Genomic DNA, 19,525 nt, shown 5'->3' on the forward strand with positions numbered 1-19,525 from the left:
AATGATGAACAGATGGATTTCCAATAGCCTAAATGTTCTGAATGCGATGCACAGATTTAGATGGAGATATTTTTCGTCGCTTGGCTTTTCACCGGATTCGTCAAGATCCCGATTCCGGATATTTCAATCTCGATTCGATCCCCATCCGCCAAGGTAAAATCATCGGGGGGAACGATGCACGTGCCGGTAAGCAGCACCGTGCCGTCAAAAAGGGAATTGTCCCTCACCAAATATTCGACCAATTCTTCGTACTTTCTTTTCAATTGACTGGTATTCGCGCTGCCGTCCACCACCTTTTCCCCATCACGATAGATGCGGCAGATGATCTCGAAGGCATACGGATCGGAAACCGTTTCGGCCAGACGGATCGATGGACCGATCGAGCAAGACCCCCTCCACATCTTGGCCTGCGGCAAATAAAGCGGATTTTCTCCCTCAATATCCCGGCAGCTCATGTCATTGCCGGCCGTGTAGCCTACTATTTTTCCCTCTCTGGTTAATACCAGACCGAGCTCGGGTTCGGGGATTTGCCAATTGGAATCGCTGCGCAAATACACATCCTGATTGGGGCCAACCGTGCGGGCTGCTGTCGATTTGAAAAAGATCTCTGGCCGCTTTGCATCGTAGACTTTGTCATAAAAGGTAGCGCTATCCATCTTTCCACCGGTCGCTTCATAGTTCCTCGCTTCTCTGCTCCGCTCGTAGGTTACCCCGCATGCCCATACTTCAGCGGCCTCTAGCGGCACCAAAAGCGTCAGATCCTCCAGTTTTTTTTCCAGCGGTTGGACGCTCGTCATCATTTCCTGCACAAGCCGGAGGGGAGTGGTCTGTTGTTGCTCTGATTCCCTGACCAGCTCCATAAAATCCGAGTGCGGAAGCGGGAACACTTGCTGTTCGTCGGTCACCGCAGCCAAAACAAAGCCGGAAGATTCCTCGAATCGAATAATTCGCATCAGATGCCTCCTTAATTTGTTTTATATGATAGAATCGTGTTTTCATACATAAAATCAGTTCAGCTCTCCCAGCCTTCCCCTCATGAAGACTGGTGAGCGATACCATACCCCATTTGCTCCGAGATTTCCGCTGCAGCCTGCTGGAGCAACACCAGAAATTGCTGCAATTGTTCGTCATCCACGCGCGAAACCAAAGTCGATATGCTAATCGCGGCGATTACCTGCCCTTTGTGGTTCAGGATCGGTACCGCGATGCACCGGACGCCCGGCTCGTTTTCCTGATTATCGACTGAGTACCCCGCTTGGCGCACCTTTGCGAGCTCCTTCCGAAAATCAGCCTCATTCGTGATCGTGTTCGGTGTGTGTACCACATATCGATAGCCTGTTAAAATTTTTTGCTGCTCTTCTTCCTTTAAAAAGGCCATCAAGACTTTCCCAGCCCCGCTGGAATGCAAAGGAACTCTCCTGCCAATGCGGGAGTAGAGGATCGTGGCCAGCTGCCCCTCTACCTTATCAATGTATACGCCCTCTTTATCATCGAGAATGACGAGATGAGTCGTCTGTCCCGTTTGCAAAGACAAATCGACGAGATAGCGCTTCGCTACTTTGCGAATATCCAAACCGTGAATGACGAAATTTCCTCGCTCAAACAACTTCATGCCTAAGCGGTATCTCCCGTTTTCCGGATTCTGATCGATATAACCATGCAATTGCAGTGTTTTCAGCAGCGAATGAACGGTACTTTTATGGAGCTGCATCCGTTCGCTTATATCGGTAATTTTCAGTTCGGTTTCCGTTTCATCAAAAAGATCTAGAATTTTCAGGGCGCGTTCGACTGCTTGAATAATCGGCATCGTATCCATCCTTTTCCCTTGTGATTACGGGATTTTTTCGGCGCATAGGCTGTATAAAATTGGGTCCTATGCATCATTTTACACCGTTTGATCCGTAATCGAAACAGGCGTGGTTGCCGGGACTGCCAATCCTGCCGCGCCTTTCACTGACGTTTTGAGTGCCGGTGCATAGCGCTGGATCATGTCCAGACCGATACGAGCGCGGCGCACCCGCTCTTTGCACAAGCGAATGGAGGTCTCCTCCAGATGCGTACCGGACGGGTAAATATTCGGGGAATTGCGCAGGCCAAATTTGATATAGACAGGTGCTGCCACACGAATGATTTCCGGAATTTCATAATGGCGGATAAAACCGCCGATATCGTCGGGCGCTTCCACGTAAATATCAAGCGGAATATCGACCGCCTGGCGAATGGCTGCCAGCCGAGCGAGCGTTAAATCCGTAGGCACATTGTACGTACCTGCTCCGATTTCTTGCATAAGCCGGATTGATACCGGATTCGCTTGTGCCATCTGCACGGATATCTTCACCAACAAATCATGGGGCAGCTCTCCTCTTTTCTTCAAGGCGTCAACCAGCCACAGCAAACCCTCATCGGCCACTAAAATGCTGCGAATTCCTGCCTCGCACGCCCGCTTGATATCCTCGATGGAATAGACCAGCTGATCCATTCCTTGCACACGCAGACCGGCAATCTTTCCCGCACTGGCCCAAGACATTGGCGTAATATCCCAAGTGCCACGCGGTCCGACAAACAGGCTTACTTCCAGCTTTTCCCTGTGCCCGATTTGCGCCATCTGCTTCAGTTCCTCATCCGTCAAAAGCATGATGCCGCTTCCCTGGGATACCCGGTGAATGGTGACGTCATACGTGTCGCAAGCTTCAAGCACCGCTTCAAAGGAAGCCGGCCCTTCTACGCTAGGGATCTCTACACGGTACTGTGCGCCATCGGGAAACGTCTTTGTGGAACTCGGCAAATCATGGCAATCATCGGCAGGGAACCCCAGGCTTTGAATCGCTTCACGTGTTGCTTTCATCTTCCCTCCACCCTTTCTCTATGAAGTCGTCACAGTCAGAAATTTCGCTTCTGTTCGAAAATCCAGCGTGGCTTCTTCATACACAGGAATCGGTACGACCCCATGCGCAGCATCTGTATGATTGCTCAGCCGATTGCTGGCAGCTACCTGTCTTTGCCTCTGGCGTATCGTTTTCATCCGCTCTTGCGCCAATGCCGCTCTCTGTTCCTTGATCCCTTCAAATGAAAATGCCACACTGCCGTTGTGAAAGGCTTCGACATCCAGAAACTGTATTTTCCCCTGACGCAGGTGTAGATAGAGTAGATCCCCTGTCTGCAGGTAGAGGATTCCGCCGTCCTGGCTTGCCTCCGGTGTCATGTGACCGATCGCTGCGCCATAGGTGACTCCGGAATAGCGCCCGTCACTGATCAAGGTAGCGAGCCGTTTTAACTGGCGATTCGCATTGATGTGTTGCATGGGGGTAAACATTTCCGGCATGCCGAAAGCTTGTGGTCCTTGACCAGAGATAACAACCGCCAGTTTCAGCGAGCCGTTCTCCACCATCTGGTCGAACAATCCCTCATCATCAAGCGTGAGCCAGCTTTCCTCGTAATCAGGCGCATTATGTTTCACGACAGCCTCCATATTCGTGCGGGAGAAGGCTTTGCCTTGTTTGAGCTTTTCCAGCAGGCGCGAATCCAGCAGACTGCGGTTGGCATCCTCCTCGTTGTCGTAGTAAAGGACAAACGCCGCTTTCCGGTCGAATTCATCCAGCTGGCTGGTCGTCATGCCGCTGATCTTCACGACCGCTGTCTCAAAGAAATTGCCGGTCAGCACATCGACACCGCTGAATGGCCGGCGCGGGGTGGAGAGAATTACCGGATTCTCCTTCACATGCTGGGCAGACAAACGCTCTCGATCTGAAAGCCGCTGACGCCAGCTTGTGCCTGTAACTGTAGGTGCATCAAGATCCATGGGCACACCGTTTTGCATCAGCTCGTAAAACAGCGTTTCCATCCCCCTGCTGTTTCCGCTGCAGCACTGCGTTGCCAGGGCGAATATATCCCGCCCCTGCGTCAGGCTGTAATCAAACAGATCGGGTACAGGAACTTCGTGATGAATCCGGTCCAGATCCTGCAAATGGAAGCGATAGCCGCCATAAATCATCGCCGCGACGATATGCATCATCAGATTGGTGGAGCCTCCCGAAGCACTGTAAATGCGGATCGCATTCTGGATATTGGCAGCGATCAGATTGGCTACGCCAAACTCGGGTTTGTTGATCATTTCGGCCAGGCTGTCGATCGCCTGATTCACCTGAGCTTGGGTGGGCGGCGCTGTCAGAAGCTCCACTGCCGGATGTACCAGACCGAACCCCGCGACGAGATGGCGGGAGCTGTTTCCGGTCCCATTGAACGCGCACACTCCGCCCTTCCCGTCACAGGTAGCTACGGCCAAACGCTTCTCAAAGTCCTTATGCGCTGCCTTGCTGATCAAGCCCCTGTCAACCGCGCGTTCCAGCACCCCTTGGAAAGCCGTATTGGAGGAGCATTGCAAGATATAGGCCATCGCATCGCGCAAGTCGGCTGCAATATCGTTCTCACCCAGCTCCTCGGCTCGTGCAGCGACATCCTCCAGTTCGGCATACAAGTCAGCGGGGATCGTTCCACCCTGCAGCACATGCGCTGGCGCGAAGGTTGCGAAAAAAGGCGCTTCCCCACGGTACCGGCGAATCCGGTCCAGATGGGCGAGTCCGCTGACAACACCCAAGGGCTGCTTGTCACAGCCTTGTATGACAAAAGCACCGTGATAGCTGTGCGCCTCCAGCTGATTCACCACCATTTGCGCAACCGCATTGCGGCTTTGCAAGGAATAGCTCATCCCCTGGTTGCTCTGCGCCGTGCCATCGCACATGACGGGAGTAGAGAAATAGAAGGGAACCCCGCCATTTTGCCAAATGCGGATGGCCGCACGAGCACTGGTCTGGTCATCCATGATGTGGGCAGGATGGTCTGATGAGCCCCCGATAATGGCTATGCGGGGTGCGTTTTCCTCCAAGCGATTATAGATTTCTTCCAAGGTCCAGTCAGGCTTATCTCCTTCATAAGAGGAGCCTAAGACCATCTTGGAACGGTCTAGCAGGCCTGCGACACAAATCGGTTCATTTGCTTTCCCCTGGACATTGTCCCGATACGGGTTCGACGGATTGCTGATCGGCATAAATCGTCTGGTCATACGTACCTCCTCTTTTGCTCCTATCCGAAGTTAGGAAAAATTCATCGGCATCGGTTCCGATAAAACCTCGATATCGGTTCGTTCGTGTGCTTCCCCCAACATGCTTTGCGAGATCCATATATCCCTGATGTGGAGTGTGTTGGCAATTCGCACCATCCGGATGGCAGTGGCATCGATGGCATTGCATGTCTTGATAGCTGCTTTAACAGCAAGCTCGCCTGTTTCCAGCCACATGGGCAGTTTGACGGTATTGACAACCGTGCTGGTAAGCGCATTGGCATACCCTTTTTCCCAGTCAATCGCCTCGTATACTTTCCTTGTCGTGATGTCAGCCAAGCCGATCCCATTGGCATTTCCATGCGTTTTTTCAGTCAGACCAAGAACCACGGTCCGGGCTGCTTCCACGCCGCCAGTCGCGTACGGTGTGGCAAACCGGCCCGTGATATTCGGATCCATTCCGTCCCCGGAAATGTCCTTGCCAATTTCATTTACGACCAGAACATCGAGCGGAGAAAATAGGATGCGGGGCATCAGCGCCTTCGCTTCCTGCAATAGTGATGGTTCCCTCTCGATCAGCTGCTCGGCTGGTATCGCTACGATATGGGCTGGTCGATCATACGCATTTTCGATCGTGGCGAGCCCGAAAATGATGGGCGCCTTCTGCAGCACCGCCTTCGCCATTTCCACCACATGTTCGGCCATGTATTGAAATCCGTAAGCATGCGCCGCCTCAGCCCCTTTTTGCTTTCCGAGTCCGATCGTGATCATTTTGAGCAGCCCGCTCTCCACTGGACCGCGAAACGCGGTATGCGGCTTGATCCGATTGATCACGATGATTTTGTCTGCTTGAAAAGCGATCTGATCCGTGTAAATGGGAAGACCATTTTCCAATCGTCCAACCTCTACCACCTCCATGCTGGAGTGGATCGGAGCCTCAACAAAAGCTTCGGTGACACCCAAGGCTTCCAACACTTCTTTTTGCCCTGCTGCTGTGGCTCCCCCATGACTGCCCATTGCGGGTACGATGAACGGATTTGCCCCTGCTGCCTTGACAGCTCTAACCACTTCACGGGCGATTGTCGGGATTTCCGCCACCCCACGGCTTCCCACCGCAATCGCCACACGGTCACCTGGCAAAATGCGCTTGAGTACCTCCGCTTCTTTCAGCGCTTGTCGTACCGCTTCAGGTATATTCGTGATTTCGGGAGCGTGGAAATGCTGTCTGACCTTCACCATGTGCGGAATCGCGATGTCGTGAAGCAAAGCTTCGATGACGCCCATGAACGCTCCCCCTTACTGTCTCGCCTGCTTCACCTGATCGTACATTTGCTTGACGAGATCCTCCCCAAATTCTTTGGCAAATTTGTCTGTAACCGGCTTGATGATTTCCTGCATGTTGGCCATCTCTTCAGGAGTCACTTCGTTCACTTTCATGCCCGCCGCTTTCAGATCATCCAGCGCCTTTTGATTTTCCGCCCGATTGGCTTCGCGTTGGAATGCGCCGGCTTCAGCGGCTGCTTCTTTCAGAATGGTCTGTTCTTCGGGCGACAGCTTATCCCAGAACTTTTTGCTTACCAAAAATACAAAAGGCGTATAGACGTGCTTCGTAACGCTTAAATACTCCTGCACTTCATTGAATTTGCTCGATTTGATGGTTGCCAATGGATTTTCCTGTCCATCGACGGTTTTGCTTTCCAGCGCTGTGAATACTTCCGAGAACGCCATCGGGGTTGGGTTTGCTCCCAGTGCCTGGAACGCTTCGAGATGGACCTGATTTTGCATGGTCCGGATCTTCAGCCCTTGGAAGTCTTCCGGTTTGGCCACGGGGTGTTTGCTGTTGGTCAGGTTGCGGAAGCCGTTTTCCCAATAGCCCAGACCGATCAGATTATGCTCAGGCAGCTTCTCCAGCAGCTTTTGGCCAAGCGGACCATCGAGGACTGCGTCGGCTTCTTTTTCATTGTTGAACACGAACGGAAAGTCGAAAATCCCGAATTCCTTGATCATTCCGACAAGTGGCGAGGTGGAAGGGATGGTGATTTCCTGTGTACCCGCCTGCAATGCTTCGGTCATTTTTTTATCATCACCCAGCTGTGCGGCGAAGTAAGGCTGGACCTTCAGCTTACCTCCACTTTTTTGGGCGACGATCTCGGCAAACTTCTTCAATCCTTGGCCCTCGGGGTGATCTTCATTCAAACCGATACCCGCTTTGATCGTCCGTTCCTGGATGCCGCTGGCAGGAGCCGCTGACGTGCCTGAGGTGCCGGACGATGCTTGGTTGCCGCAGCCGGCCATGAGCAAAATGGCAGGCAGAGTCAGCCCGATGAGTACGTTTTTCAAACGACGTTTCATTCATGATTCCCCCTCATTTTTCATTTTCTCTTTCATCTTGCCAAAGCCCCATACGCTTGCTCCGTCTGGAACTGCTGCAGGCGAATCCGTGCTTCCACCTCTTTATTGACCAAATATTTCGGATACTCGCCATGAATCAGGACGTCAACCACCCCCAGCGCCGCTTTCGCCCTCATCTCTGCCGCTGCTTGCTCGGAATACCAGGCGACATGCGGAGTCAGGATCACATTTTCCATCGTGAGCAGCGGATTGTCAGGTTGAATCGGTTCATACTCCACCACATCGAGGGCTGCCCCAGCGATTCTCCCTGTTTGCAATGCGGAGAGTAAGGCATTCTCATCGATCACAGGGCCACGCGATGTGTTGATGATAAGCGCACTGTCTTTCATCCATTCAAATTGCTCAGCTCCCAGAAGACCTTTTGTCTCATCCGTCAAAGGGGCATGGACGGAGATGATGTCGGCCCTTCTGCATAGCTCCTCGAGCGAGACAAGCTCCACTCCCCGTTGCGCTGCCAGTTCTTCCGGAAAAAAAGGATCGTAGGCGATGGCTTGCAAGCCGAGCGGAGCCGTTTTCAGCTGCAGGGATTGCGGGATTTTCCCGAAGCCGACCAAGCCGAGTACCTTTCCCCGGAGCCGATGAATGGGCTGCGTGACTTTGAAATCCCACACGCCGTTTTTTACCGCCTGATTGGCTACCGTAATCTTTCGCGTCCAAGAAAGAAGCAGCGCAAGGGCGTGGTCAGCTACTTCATCCAGACAGTAATCCGGCACATTCGCCACACATATTCCCTTTTCTGTCGCCGCAAGCAAATCAACGGTATTGACCCCTACGCCATAGCGCGTGATGACCTTGCAATTCTCCAATTGCTCGATCACTCTGCGGCTAAGCGGGGCATACTGGTTGATCAATCCGTCGGCGTCACGACAAGCGGCGATCACTTCCTCCTCGGTCCGGCATTGCATGGGGATCAATTCGATAGGCTCCTTATCAAAAATCTCTTCTTCATACCGCAGATCCGCGTATTCCCAATCGGTCACGACGACTTTCCACTTTTTCACCGGTTTTCCCCCTTACGTAAACCAATCCAATGGCACAGTAACAATCGCTGGAAACAGGATCAACAGCAACAGAATGAGGATCTCCACCAATAAGAAGGGCCAGATCCCTTTCATGATGTCCTCCATCCCGATCTTTCCGACTCCGCAAGCTACGTTGAGCACCGTTCCGACAGGCGGGGTCAAGAGACCGATACAGTTATTCAGGATGAACAGCACCCCGAAATAGATCGGATCGATGCCGGCTTGATCGATGATGGGCATCAATACCGGCGTCAAAATCAGGATGGTTGGGGTGAGATCCATCGCCGTTCCCACCAACAGGACGATCACATTAATGACGATCAATAACAATAGTGGGCTTTCTACAAGCGGGCCTAATAATGTCGTCAACGCATCCGGGATATTCGCTACGGTAATCAGCCACGCAGATACCATCGCTGCTGCCACGAGGAACATCACCACGCTTGTCGTCTTGGCAGAGTTGACAAGCAATTCATAGAGCTTCCCGATACGCAGCTCCTTGTAGATGAACACACCTACAAACAAGGCATAGAAAGCGGCAACTACCGCCGCTTCGGTGGGTGTAAACACGCCCCCACGCAGTCCTCCCACGATGATCACGGGCAAAAGCAATGCCCAGACAGCTCCTTTGGTGGCTCCCCATATTTCTGCTGCGGAGCGGCGCGGAAGCACTTCATAATCATTTTTGCGAACAATTACCCACCAGGTGATCATCAAGCCGACACCGATCAGCAGACCCGGCACAATCCCTGCCATAAACAATTTGGTAATGGAAAGACCGCTGGTGACCCCAAATACAATCATCGGGATGCTCGGCGGGATGATGGGCGCGATAATGCCTCCCGCCGCGAGCAAGCCTGTCGAACGGTTGCGGTCATATCCCGCTTTCACCATCATCGGGATCAAAATCGCACCGAGTGCTGCCGTATCCGCCACCGCTGAGCCGGACAGACCGGCGAACAAGATGCTTGCAAGTATCGCTACAAAGCCCAAACCGCCGCGAATATGTCCGACCAACGCCAGGGCAAACTGGATGATCCGCTTGGAAATGCCGCCCGCATTCATGATTTCCCCAGCCAGGATGAAAAACGGAATCGCCATCAGCGGGAAGTTGTCAGCGCCGTTAATCAGGTTTTGGGCAATGATTTGGCTGTCGAAGATATCGAGATAAATCATGAGCGCCACGCCGCTGAAGAGCAGGGCGAACGCGATCGGCATGCCAAGCGCCATGACACCGACCAAAGATCCGAGAAATACCGCTAACGTCATTTACCTCCCACCGCCCTGCACGTATTGTTGCTGTCCGGATACCAGCAGCTCTTCTTCCGATTCCTGTATCTTCATCAGCTCCTCAACTGAACGCTTCCCGAAAAGGACGCGATATACATTCCACAGCATGATGACAGCCATGCAAAGACTCATGACGATCCCTATGCCGTACACATAGGCGAGCGGCATTCCTGTAGCCGGGGCTTTACTGTCCATGTTGATCAGGGTCATCTTCCAGCTACCGTCCAAGACCAGCCACAGCACATACAGCATTGCAGCGTTGATAACCACAAATGCTGCGGTTTTCCATGCAGGGGATAACCGCTTGACGAACATATCGACACCGAGATGCTGATTCTCTTTCAGAGCGCCAATTGCTCCTAAAAAGGTCAGCCAGATAAACAGAAAGCGGGACATCTCTTCGGACCAGGTGATTCCCGAGTTAAAGGCGTAACGCAATACCACATTGCCGAAAACAAGAATGGCCATGAATGCCAGCGAAAATGCGATCGCACCATTCAATAGACGACTGAGAAAAGATTGGGCCCTGCTCACTACTGCCCCGCCTCCTTTTTGATTTTCTCCACCATTTCTTTGGCCCATGGATACGTTTTGTAAAACTCTTCATAAAGCGGCTGCGCAGCTTGTTCCATCGCTTGGCGGAATGAATCGTCAGGTGTGGTAAACGTGATCCCCTTTTCCTGAAGGAATTTCTTATCCTCTTCGAAGCTCTTCTCCAAAAGCTCCCACTCGTATTCTGCAGAAGTTTTCGCTGCTTCCTCGATGATGTTCTTCTGCTCATCCGTCAGCTGGCTCCACAGTTTTGCGTTGATGATATACAGATTTGGGCTGAACATATGATTGGATTCCAGCACATCCGTCTGCACTTCATACCAGCCGGATGCCTTCAGTGTGGCAATCGGATTATCCTGACCATCCACGACTTTTTGCTCGAGTGCGGTAAACACTTCGGAGATGGGCATCGGTGTGATATTGGCGCCCAGCAGCTGTCCTAGCTTGATGTAATTCGGTATGTTCGGCATGCGCAGCCGCAGCCCCTGGAAATCTTCGAGCTTGCTAATCGGCTTGTTGCTAGAGAACATGCGAAAGCCGTTCGCGCTCCACGCCAGCACATGTACCCCGTGCTTGCTTTCCATTTCCTCTGTCATCTCTTTGCCGAGCGGTCCATTGAACACTTTTTTTGCATGGGCGAAATCCTTGAACAAGAACGGCCATTCGCCGACCGCCATTTTCGGTATGTCAGCCTGCATGATCAGCCCGGGAATCCCCATCTCGATCGTTCCGTTGCGCACCCCGTCGTAGAATTCCTTTTCCGCGCCGAGCTTGCTGTTGTCATAGATTTGCACCTGCAGCGAACCGCCCGACTTTTCCTCCACGATCTTTTTGAATTTTTCACGCAAAGCCACATTCTGTGGATGATCGGTGGCAAAATAATTGGCTACTTTTAGCGTGACTGCTTTTCCGCTGGCGGCACCGCCCTGTTGGCTGTTCGCGTTGCCGCCAGTCGTTTGTTGACCTGCACAGGCAGTGAGCAATAGCACGGATGATAGAAACAAGCCAAGAAGCATGGAAACACGTTTCTTCATGATGCGACCCCCATTTGTTTTATATTATAAAACTGAGTTTTGCCACGTAGCCATAGAAAGGACGATCATTCCCTTTTTCTTGCCATTCGCAGCTCCGGGACGAGATCAGGCGGCTCATTCCCTTGCAGGGCCGCGACCAGATTTTTCGCCGCCAGCATGGCCATCGCCAATCTTGTTTGCTTGGTCGCCGAACCAATATGCGGCAGGGTGACTACATTTGGCATTTGCAGGAGCGGATTGACGGGTGAAACGGGTTCTTCCTCAAAAACATCGAGGCCGGCACCCCAGATTTGCTTTTTCTTGAGCGCTTCGATTAATGCGAATTCGTCTACGATTTTTCCTCGGGATACGTTAATGAAAATGGCGGTAGGTTTCATTTGTGCAAATTGTTCTTTGCCTATGAAGTGGATGGTGTCGTCTGTGAGGGGGATCATTGTCAGTACAAAATCTGAGGTTTGTAGGAGGTTGTTGAGCGGGAGATAGGTAACTCCCCATTGTTCTTCCAAGTCGGGTCGCGGATGTCGATTGTAATAAGACACCGTCATGTCAAAACCGTATCGGGCGCGCTTTGCGATGGCCGCACCGATTCTTCCCATACCGATAATGCCGAGCGTTTTGCCATGGACATCGGTACCGAAAAGCATTTCATCCGTACTGTCGGTCCATCTCCCTTCTTTCACGAGCTTATCCAGCTCGGCAACTCTGCGGGCTGTCGCCAGGATCAAGGCAAAGGCTAAGTCAGCGACCGTTTCCGTCAATACATGCGGCGTATTCGTTCCCCATACGCCACGTTTTCTCATCGCCTGCAGGTCAAAATTGTTGTAGCCGACTGATATATTGCTGACAACTCTCAGCCGTGGCGCATGAGCAAGCAATTCCTGATCGATGCTGCCGCCGGTCGTCAGAAGCCCTTCGACATCCGCGATGCGGTCCAACAGCTGTTGGCGGGGGATTTCTTCGGGTCCTTCCCATTTGTCCAGTTCGCAATGAGTGTTCAAATAAGCCTCGACTTGTTCAGGGATCGGTTTGGTGACAAATACTTTTGGCTTCAAGATTTACGCCCCCCTCTTCTCATCTATCGGTAAAGACACATACATGTAAGCGCATTCAAGTTATCAAATAAAGAAAAGGCTTAGACCTGAATTGGTTTTATATTGTAAAACCCGGTTTTATAAGTGCGGCATCTTGTTTCTCAAATCGATTGATTCTTTACCCAATATACTAGCGTCAGCGGAAATTGATGTCAATCAATTTCGATAATTCTGATTCATATCTAAACAAAATGCTTCGAATGGACCATTTTTCACGATTAGCATGACAAAAACGTCCCACCTGATTCAGCAGGACGTTTATTCTATCACATACGTCAGTCTTCTTGTACCGGTTGTTTCGCTTTTGCCCGCAAAGCGATCTGTTCATGGATCCGTTCACGCAGATCATCCACTATGGAATAGTCCATCGAATCGATGTAAATCGCCTCCAGCTCATCATGCAAGGCTTTTGCCTGAGCCAAATGACCGGTCGCCACATTCATTGCCTCTTTATAGCGTTTGGAGATGGCCGCGATCTCATCCGCATATACTTCATCTGTGCCAGGCGTGATGATCCGCTCGTACATATCGATGACTCGATCCCCGTCTCTATCCGGAAAATGCTCATGAGGCGCGGTGCTGTCAAAAATGGCCCAGCCCAATTCCCTCACGATTACCATATCGAGGCTATTTGGATCAAAGCCGCAATGATACACTTCGACGGCAAATCCATTTTGTTCGGCATGAGCGGCCAGCTTCTTCAGCAGCGTAGACTTCCCGGACCCGGGACGCCCCTTGAGAAAGTAACGGTGCGGCAGTTCTTCCGTCAGGTTTTGGATGAAGTCAACGGGTCCCTTGGGTGTGGCCGCCCCTAGAAAACGATGCTTCGCAAGACCTTCTCCCGTTCCCTTTCTACCGGCGAAAAGAGACTCGATCAATTCTGCCGTTAGTACATTTGCTTTCGTAAAATCCAGGTTTGCAATATACGGTTTTTCCCATTCATCATGAATCCGCAGAGCTGCTGCGAATGTTTCATACGCTTGTTGGTAGCATTCCCGGATGCTTGCCGAGATGCGCTGAATATCCGCTGTGCGCGGCGCCAATTTGCTGTGATCCCAGGCTTCCCCCAGATTCACATATTCTTCGATTGCACCCGGTGCTTCCGGTTCAATCACATGTGGTGCTGTGCCATCGACAATGCCAACCTGAAGCGCAGGGATAATCACTCCATCGATCGACCCGTTATCGGAACCGCAATGGATGTATTCAAGGTCATAGCCGAGCTCTGCCCATCGCTTGCCCAGCTCTTTCATCAAGGTGGATTTGCCAGTTCCAGGTCCCCCTTTTAAAATGAACAGTCTTTGCAGCCCTTGCAGATTGGACGAAAACAGATTGTGAAATCCGCGGGCCGTGTTTCCTCCCGCATAGTAATTCAGAATCTTTCCTGGCATACTAGCACTCCTTTGAAGCGATTTACCGAAGAAAATTGAACCTTATCCTTCGTGCTTTAGGATATGTGCGTTTGCCTAGATTGGTGAAAGCGCTATTTTTCTTTCCGCATCATGTCATACGGCTTCACCGGTTTCTGTACCTTCATTTTCAATTTTTGCATCGCGTGGCGGGCTTCTTCCACTTCGTTGCCGGCTTCATCCCAGAGCTTTTCCACCACTTGCGTAAAGTTCTCCCGCTTTGGGCCGATAAACTCGACTTCCTGCCCGACGCGGAAATGGGTGCGCTGTTCAATTGTCGCCATCTGTGTGCCGGGATCGTAGTCCAAAACGAGCCCCGCAAATTCATAGGATGCCATTTTCGGAGGCGCTCCAAAGATCTGATCATCCTCCGTAGGGGTACCGAAGTAGAAGCCGGTCGTTAAGGGACGGTTGGCTGCTTTTTCTATTTCTTTCTTCCATTTCTCTTGAAACGTGAAGCCCTCGGGGTCCTCGCAAAAAGCATCAATGACGCGGCGGTATGTATTGACCACGGTAGCGATGTAGTGGACGCTCTTCATCCTTCCTTCAATCTTCAAGCTTTCCACACCCGCTTCGATTAAGCTGGGTATATGCTCAACCATGCATAAATCTTTGGAGCTCATCGTAAATGCTTCGTCCCCTTCCGCAAAAAGAGGTCGAGGCATGTCTCCACCTTGATCCTGCGCATCTTCCAGATCTTCTTCATACAGCTCATATTTCCACCGGCACGATTGCGCACAGCCTCCGCGATTCGCGTCCCGGTCGGTCATGTGATTGGATAAGACGCATCTTCCGGAGTACGAAATGCACATGGAGCCATGAATGAAGACTTCGATTTCGGTGCTGACTCTTTTTTTGATCTCGCGAATTTCATCCAGCGACACTTCACGGGCCAAGACAACCCGTGGGATACCCTCCTGCGCCCAAAACTTGACGGTCTGCCAGTTTGTCGCGGAAGCCTGTGTGCTTAAATGAATTTCCAGTTCTGGCGCCGCTTGCTTGCAAATATCGATGATCGCCGGATCTGCGACGATGACCGCATCGATGCCAATTTCCTGAAGGCTGCGGAAATACGCCTCCATCTCATGGAAATCTTCATTATGGGCGATGATATTGGCAGCCACATATACTTTTGCCCCTCGTTCGTGGGCAAACCTGACCCCTTCCTGCATATCTTCCAGCGAAAAGTTCCCCGCCTTCGCCCGCAATCCAAACTTTTGACCGCCGATATACACAGCGTCTGCTCCGTATAAGACGGCGAATTTCAATTTTTCCAGATTTCCCGCAGGTGCAAGTAGCTCTGGCTTACGGTAGGCGAGAGCGTTTGGCGGTTGCGTGCTTTGTGACATATGCATCATGATAGGTACTCCCCTATTAATAAATTTGCTCTTTGAAATAAAACCCGGTTCCCAGCAGACGTCCTTCTGGCTGCATCTGCTGCAATTCTTGTATCCACGCTTCATGAACAACTTTATCCTGTTGCTCCTGAAGCAAATCCAACGCCTGCCGGTATATAGCGACCGTACGTAGATGATTTTTCGTTGACTTGAACATGCCCTCGACGAATAGCGAGTCGATCCGTGCAGTCACGATGCCAGGGAGATGCTCGAGCATGCAGATATCCTCCGCACTCATGATGTGTGTCCCGTGCCGATTTTCGTAGATCGGATACTGATGAGCGTCTCGGGTTGTCTCCTTCAAAAACAGCTGCGATTCATGTCCATCTTCCTGACGCGCTGAACCCTGGAATCGGAGATAGTTGCTGACGAGTTCACGTTTCGAATGAAAGATGCAGGTCATTCCGTGTACCTGTATTTGCGTTTCTATTTTCGAATTCTGTTTGACCGCGATCACTTCGGCCAGCGAGAGTTCACGAGCTAACACTGCCCGGCTGACTCCCTTTTTCGCCCAAAAATTGACCGTCTGATAATTGGTAGAGGTGGTCTCGGTATTCCATTGCAGCTTCATGCCTGGAGCCGCTTCCCTTGCAGCCATGAATACTGCAGGATCCCCAAAAACGATCGCGTCCACACCAGCCTGGTCCAACATGCGTATATATCCCTCAAGGCCACCCGCTTTTTCGTGATGGAACAGTGCGTTCATCGAAACATAGAGTGGTTTTCCCCGGCCATGAGCAAGCTTCACCGCTTCTTGGACCATCCGCAGGTCAAAATTGCCCGGCATTCGCAGGGCATATGTTTCATCTCCCACCAAGACAGCGTCAGCTCCCGCTTCGAAAAGCTTGTCTACTTCTTCCACATCTCTGGCATTTGCAAGTAATTCTGGCTTTCTCTTGTTCATCTCACTCTTCCTCGGTTCCCAGATTCTGTATCCTCTCAATATAGCGAACCGTTTCTTATTCAGGTGTGATGTATGTCACTGCAAAGAAAAAAACTCATCCTACTCCGATGAGGAGAAAAAGATGAGCTTCAAAGGTTATCGTCTTCGCCAACTTTTTGAATGGTCAAAGGGTATCCGACCAATTACAATATATATTCAGGGGGGCGGTTCAAGCATGGAAGATTTGCAACGATATGCCATTCGTATTCGAAAGGCAATGAACAAAACACGAAGAGAGATTAACAACGTCCTGCAAACACAGACGCATTTTGAGCTGAAACAACCGCAGCTTCACCTGCTCACTTACATTTCCGAGCACGAGCCCTGTAAAATCACCGATTTGGCGAAAAAATTCGAGGTGAATCCAAGCACCATATCGACCATGATTAACAAGTTCGTACAAGACGGTTTCGTCATTCGCGAGTACAGCAAGGACGACCGCCGCAATGTATTTGTCACGGTAACCGACCAAGGCAAGCATGTGCTAAGCAGGGAGCTGGAAAATTACAACAAGGTTGTGGGGCAGTATCTATCTCGCCTCAATAAAACGGAACTGGAAACCTTACTGAACATTTTGGAAAAAATGGCAGAGAGCTGACATAACGCCCCTGGTCTTGAAAGCGCTATCAGACGGATTGTCGATTGCGTTCAGCGTTTTCAATCACCCGCTTCATCGCTTGTATTTGTCCGAGATGGTTCGCCTCGTCCAGCAAAGCAAGACAAGCTAATTCCTCGTAGGTGCTCAAATCCAATATCGGTTTGCTTAACGACTGCTGCAAATGATCAGCGTGAATCTCTAGGATACGAGGCAGCTGATCCTTTAACTGCTGAATCAGCGTTTCAACGGAAGGAACATCATCGTTCCAATCAGCCGGTTTGGTACCGCTGGCAAAATATTGGATGTAATCAGCGGGAAGATGCGCGCTTTTTTGCGGGAAGCCGAAGAGCAGCTGCTCCGAAAGCGTCAACACATGCCCAATGTGCCAATGAATCGTATTGTTGAAGCCGTCCGGTTGGATATGTGCGATCGCGATCGATTCTTCTGCACGTTTAATAAAATAGCTCCTTGTCAGTTCAAACTGTTTTTTCATGATCTGGTTCATAAAAAACTCCCCTTCCTTTTCATTTCCTAAATATACCAAACGCAACATCTCTTGCCTACGCTTCCCTCTTTCGTCCGACACTTTCTCCCTTTTCTTCAAAAACCGCTGACACATTCTGTCTATCGATGTAAGGTTTATGCAAAAACAACCAGCTTTTGACGAAGGAAAATAGAAGGAAAATGCACACCGCGGAATAAATATTCTAACTATTCAAATAAAAATTTGAAACAAAATTTCAAAGGAGGTACTACGTTTGAAAAGATGGTCGGCTCGTCCATGGAAAAAAGCCATCCTTCCCCTCACGATGGCTAGCCTCGTCCTGTCTGCCTTCGCCCCTGCGGCGACCCCTTCCTTTTTGTCTGCCAATGTCGCTCATGCCGCCAAATCCGATAAGCTGCAGGAAGCCTTTGAGGAGGCCGCTGAGGAATTCGGTGTTCCCGAAAGCATTTTGCTGGCAGTCTCGTACAACCTGACGCGGTGGGAGCACCATGATGGGAAGCCCAGTTTTTCTGCCGGGTATGGATTGATGCATCTCACAGAGCTTGACGAAATTGATGAGACACATGGCAAAGGCTTGGAACGCAAAAAGAAAGGCGATACGGAAGATTTTGAAGATGACCCCAGTATGCACACCTTAAGCGAAGCAGCCGACTTGCTGGGAATCGATCCAGAGGAACTGATCGAAGACCCTGTGCAAAACATCCGCGGCGGTGCGGCTCTCTTGGCGGAATACGCACGTGAAACGACAGGAGAACTGCCAACAGATGTGGACGATTGGTATGGCGCGGTTGCCAAATACAGCGGATCTAAGGAACGCTCTCTCGCACTTGATTTTGCGGATCAAGTGTTTGCAACGATCAACGATGGTGTTGATCGGGAGACAACGGATGGTCAAAAAGTACGGCTGAAAGCCACGAAGGCAAAAGCAAATCGTGCTACGATTGAATCGCTACGCCTGCAAAAAAGCGATACGACAGAAGCCGACTGTCCAAACGGGTTGGATTGTCAGTTCATCCCTGCTCTTTACGAACAACGAGGAAGCAACCCAAGCAATTATGGAAACTACGACATCGCTGACCGGCCAAAAGCCGGACCCGATATCCGCTATATTGTGATTCACGATACGGAAGGAAGCTACCAAAGCGCGATCAACTGGTTCCAAAATCCTGCCTCCTCTGTCGCGGCTCACTACGTCATTCGTTCTTCCGATGGACAGATTACGCAAATGGTCGATAACAAAGACGTGGGCTGGCATGCCGGAAACTGGTATGTCAATATGCATTCGATCGGTCTTGAGCATGAAGGAATCATGACGGAAGGCGCAGACTGGTATACGGAACGGATGTACCGCGCTTCCGCCAAGCTCGTCAAATATTTGGCAGAAAAATATGAGATTCCGCTTGATCGCGCCCATATCATCGCCCACGAAGAAATTCCCGGTTTGACGCAAGCACGCTATAAAACAATGCACGAAGATCCGGGCGCTTTCTGGGATTGGGAGCATTACTTTGAATTATTGGGTGAACCGATCAAAAACGAACGCGGTCCGAAAGATGTGGTGACCATCAAACCGCATTTCAAAACAAACAAGCCTGAGCTCGATGGCTTGGAACGCCAACCGGCCAACTTCGTCTACTTGTACCAAGAACCCAGCTTTGATGCCCCCCTGCTTGACGATACCCTTCTGCCCGGTTCAGGCTCCACAAGCATTCATGAAGAAGGCAGCAAGGCTGTTACCGGCCAGTCTTATGTATTGGCGGATGAAGACGGCGATTGGGATGCCATTTGGTTTGGCGGACAGAAAGCATGGTTCTACAACCCGAATGACAAAAATACCGTTAGCGGCAAAGGATTAATCGTCCGTCCCAAAAAGAATAAGGTACCCGTTTACGGCGCCGCATTCCCAGAGACGAGTGCCTACCCATCTGATGTACCGCCGCGGACAATGGAGGTATTGTACGAAATCAATGAAGGAGAAGCGTATGTCGTGACAGACAAGACAAAAGGGAATTACTATCACGCGGTCACCTTCTCCCATGATCCTTATGATGATGATCACAAAATGGTCATCGGGGACGAAGAATACTACCAGATTACCTTCAATCATCGCTTTGGTTTTGTCAAAGCCTCCGATGTTGAAATCGGCGTGAAATAAGTCCGGTACACCGAAAAAAAATCCCATCCCGCTTCGTCAGGGGATGGGATTTTTCCATAGC

General features: G+C 51.0%; 17 protein-coding genes. 2 read left to right on the top strand and 15 right to left on the bottom strand.

The genetic code is table 11. The features are described 5' to 3' along the window. Nucleotides 1–56: 56 nt before the first annotated feature. The 14 genes from EIZ37_RS12935 to EIZ37_RS13000 all read right to left on the bottom strand — a co-directional run bounded on the left by EIZ37_RS12935 (nt 57) and on the right by EIZ37_RS13000 (nt 16,167). Nucleotides 57–953: a fumarylacetoacetate hydrolase family protein gene (locus tag EIZ37_RS12935; protein ID WP_134685030.1), complete on the bottom strand. Its 897-nt coding sequence runs from the start codon at nt 951–953 to the stop codon at nt 57–59. A gap of 80 nt (nt 954–1,033) precedes the next feature. Next, the gene (locus tag EIZ37_RS12940; protein WP_134685031.1) at nt 1,034–1,807 is read right to left on the bottom strand and encodes an IclR family transcriptional regulator; all 774 of its coding nucleotides are present in this window, start codon (nt 1,805–1,807) and stop codon (nt 1,034–1,036) included. 78 nt (nt 1,808–1,885) lie between these two features. Beyond that, nucleotides 1,886–2,845, bottom strand: a complete 960-nt coding sequence (locus EIZ37_RS12945; RefSeq protein ID WP_134685032.1) for a U32 family peptidase — start codon at nt 2,843–2,845, stop codon at nt 1,886–1,888. An 18-nt stretch (nt 2,846–2,863) separates the two neighbouring features. Beyond that, entirely contained in the window at nt 2,864–5,059 is a 2,196-nt protein-coding gene (locus EIZ37_RS12950; RefSeq protein ID WP_134685033.1) for a dihydroxy-acid dehydratase domain-containing protein, read from the bottom strand. Between the two features lie 30 nt (nt 5,060–5,089). After that, nucleotides 5,090–6,340: a nickel pincer cofactor-dependent isomerase, group 22 gene (locus tag EIZ37_RS12955; protein ID WP_134685034.1), complete on the bottom strand. Its 1,251-nt coding sequence runs from the start codon at nt 6,338–6,340 to the stop codon at nt 5,090–5,092. A 12-nt stretch (nt 6,341–6,352) separates the two neighbouring features. Beyond that, complete coding sequence (locus tag EIZ37_RS12960; RefSeq protein ID WP_134685035.1) at nt 6,353–7,408, bottom strand: TRAP transporter substrate-binding protein; 1,056 nt, start codon at nt 7,406–7,408, stop codon at nt 6,353–6,355. A 32-nt stretch (nt 7,409–7,440) separates the two neighbouring features. Then, complete coding sequence (locus EIZ37_RS12965; RefSeq protein ID WP_134685036.1) at nt 7,441–8,469, bottom strand: C-terminal binding protein; 1,029 nt, start codon at nt 8,467–8,469, stop codon at nt 7,441–7,443. A gap of 12 nt (nt 8,470–8,481) precedes the next feature. Next, on the bottom strand, nt 8,482–9,759 hold the full coding sequence (locus EIZ37_RS12970; protein ID WP_134685037.1) for a TRAP transporter large permease: 1,278 nt from the start codon (nt 9,757–9,759) through the stop codon (nt 8,482–8,484). After that, nucleotides 9,760–10,314: a TRAP transporter small permease gene (locus tag EIZ37_RS12975; RefSeq protein ID WP_235828006.1), complete on the bottom strand. Its 555-nt coding sequence runs from the start codon at nt 10,312–10,314 to the stop codon at nt 9,760–9,762. Beyond that, a complete protein-coding gene (locus EIZ37_RS12980) occupies nt 10,314–11,366 on the bottom strand; it encodes a TRAP transporter substrate-binding protein (protein WP_134685039.1) in 1,053 nt (350 codons plus the stop codon). The genes EIZ37_RS12975 and EIZ37_RS12980 overlap by 1 nt, the downstream gene beginning before the upstream one ends. 65 nt (nt 11,367–11,431) lie before the next feature. After that, a complete protein-coding gene (locus tag EIZ37_RS12985; RefSeq protein ID WP_134685040.1) occupies nt 11,432–12,418 on the bottom strand; it encodes a 2-hydroxyacid dehydrogenase in 987 nt (328 codons plus the stop codon). A gap of 314 nt (nt 12,419–12,732) precedes the next feature. Further along, a complete protein-coding gene (locus EIZ37_RS12990) occupies nt 12,733–13,848 on the bottom strand; it encodes a PRK06851 family protein (protein ID WP_134685041.1) in 1,116 nt (371 codons plus the stop codon). 92 nt (nt 13,849–13,940) lie between these two features. After that, the gene (locus tag EIZ37_RS12995) at nt 13,941–15,224 is read right to left on the bottom strand and encodes a peptidase U32 family protein (RefSeq protein ID WP_134685042.1); all 1,284 of its coding nucleotides are present in this window, start codon (nt 15,222–15,224) and stop codon (nt 13,941–13,943) included. Nucleotides 15,225–15,240: 16 nt separating this feature from the next. Beyond that, complete coding sequence (locus EIZ37_RS13000) at nt 15,241–16,167, bottom strand: peptidase U32 family protein (protein WP_134685043.1); 927 nt, start codon at nt 16,165–16,167, stop codon at nt 15,241–15,243. Nucleotides 16,168–16,381: 214 nt separating this feature from the next. Between EIZ37_RS13000 and EIZ37_RS13005 the strand changes: the two genes are divergently transcribed. Further along, nucleotides 16,382–16,804, top strand: a complete 423-nt coding sequence (locus tag EIZ37_RS13005; protein WP_167568837.1) for a MarR family winged helix-turn-helix transcriptional regulator — start codon at nt 16,382–16,384, stop codon at nt 16,802–16,804. A gap of 28 nt (nt 16,805–16,832) precedes the next feature. On the opposite strand, the gene EIZ37_RS13010 is transcribed toward EIZ37_RS13005, so the two are convergent. Next, nucleotides 16,833–17,309, bottom strand: a complete 477-nt coding sequence (locus EIZ37_RS13010; protein ID WP_134685045.1) for a DinB family protein — start codon at nt 17,307–17,309, stop codon at nt 16,833–16,835. Between the two features lie 253 nt (nt 17,310–17,562). Between EIZ37_RS13010 and EIZ37_RS13015 the strand changes: the two genes are divergently transcribed. Continuing rightward, on the top strand, nt 17,563–19,464 hold the full coding sequence (locus EIZ37_RS13015; protein WP_235828008.1) for an N-acetylmuramoyl-L-alanine amidase: 1,902 nt from the start codon (nt 17,563–17,565) through the stop codon (nt 19,462–19,464). Nucleotides 19,465–19,525 lie beyond the last annotated feature (61 nt).

Origin of the sequence: Brevibacillus migulae, from assembly GCF_004521915.1 — a bacterium.
In the GTDB taxonomy this organism is placed as follows: Bacteria; Bacillota; Bacilli; order Brevibacillales; family Brevibacillaceae; genus Brevibacillus_F; species Brevibacillus_F migulae.

Excerpts from the sequence above, each read along its gene's own strand:
- EIZ37_RS12935 (WP_134685030.1), bottom strand. The coding sequence starts at position 953 with ATGCGAATTATTCGATTCGAGGAATCTTCCGGCTTTGTTTTGGCTGCG.
- EIZ37_RS12970 (WP_134685037.1), bottom strand. The coding sequence starts at position 9,759 with ATGACGTTAGCGGTATTTCTCGGATCTTTGGTCGGTGTCATGGCGCTT.
- EIZ37_RS12990 (WP_134685041.1), bottom strand. The coding sequence starts at position 13,848 with ATGCCAGGAAAGATTCTGAATTACTATGCGGGAGGAAACACGGCCCGC.
- EIZ37_RS13010 (WP_134685045.1), bottom strand. The coding sequence starts at position 17,309 with ATGAACCAGATCATGAAAAAACAGTTTGAACTGACAAGGAGCTATTTT.
- EIZ37_RS12940 (WP_134685031.1), bottom strand. The coding sequence starts at position 1,807 with ATGCCGATTATTCAAGCAGTCGAACGCGCCCTGAAAATTCTAGATCTT.
- EIZ37_RS12950 (WP_134685033.1), bottom strand. The coding sequence starts at position 5,059 with ATGACCAGACGATTTATGCCGATCAGCAATCCGTCGAACCCGTATCGG.
- EIZ37_RS12995 (WP_134685042.1), bottom strand. The coding sequence starts at position 15,224 with ATGATGCATATGTCACAAAGCACGCAACCGCCAAACGCTCTCGCCTAC.
- EIZ37_RS12980 (WP_134685039.1), bottom strand. The coding sequence starts at position 11,366 with ATGAAGAAACGTGTTTCCATGCTTCTTGGCTTGTTTCTATCATCCGTG.
- EIZ37_RS12960 (WP_134685035.1), bottom strand. The coding sequence starts at position 7,408 with ATGAAACGTCGTTTGAAAAACGTACTCATCGGGCTGACTCTGCCTGCC.
- EIZ37_RS12945 (WP_134685032.1), bottom strand. The coding sequence starts at position 2,845 with ATGAAAGCAACACGTGAAGCGATTCAAAGCCTGGGGTTCCCTGCCGAT.
- EIZ37_RS12955 (WP_134685034.1), bottom strand. The coding sequence starts at position 6,340 with ATGGGCGTCATCGAAGCTTTGCTTCACGACATCGCGATTCCGCACATG.
- EIZ37_RS13000 (WP_134685043.1), bottom strand. The coding sequence starts at position 16,167 with ATGAACAAGAGAAAGCCAGAATTACTTGCAAATGCCAGAGATGTGGAA.
- EIZ37_RS13005 (WP_167568837.1), top strand. The coding sequence starts at position 16,382 with ATGGAAGATTTGCAACGATATGCCATTCGTATTCGAAAGGCAATGAAC.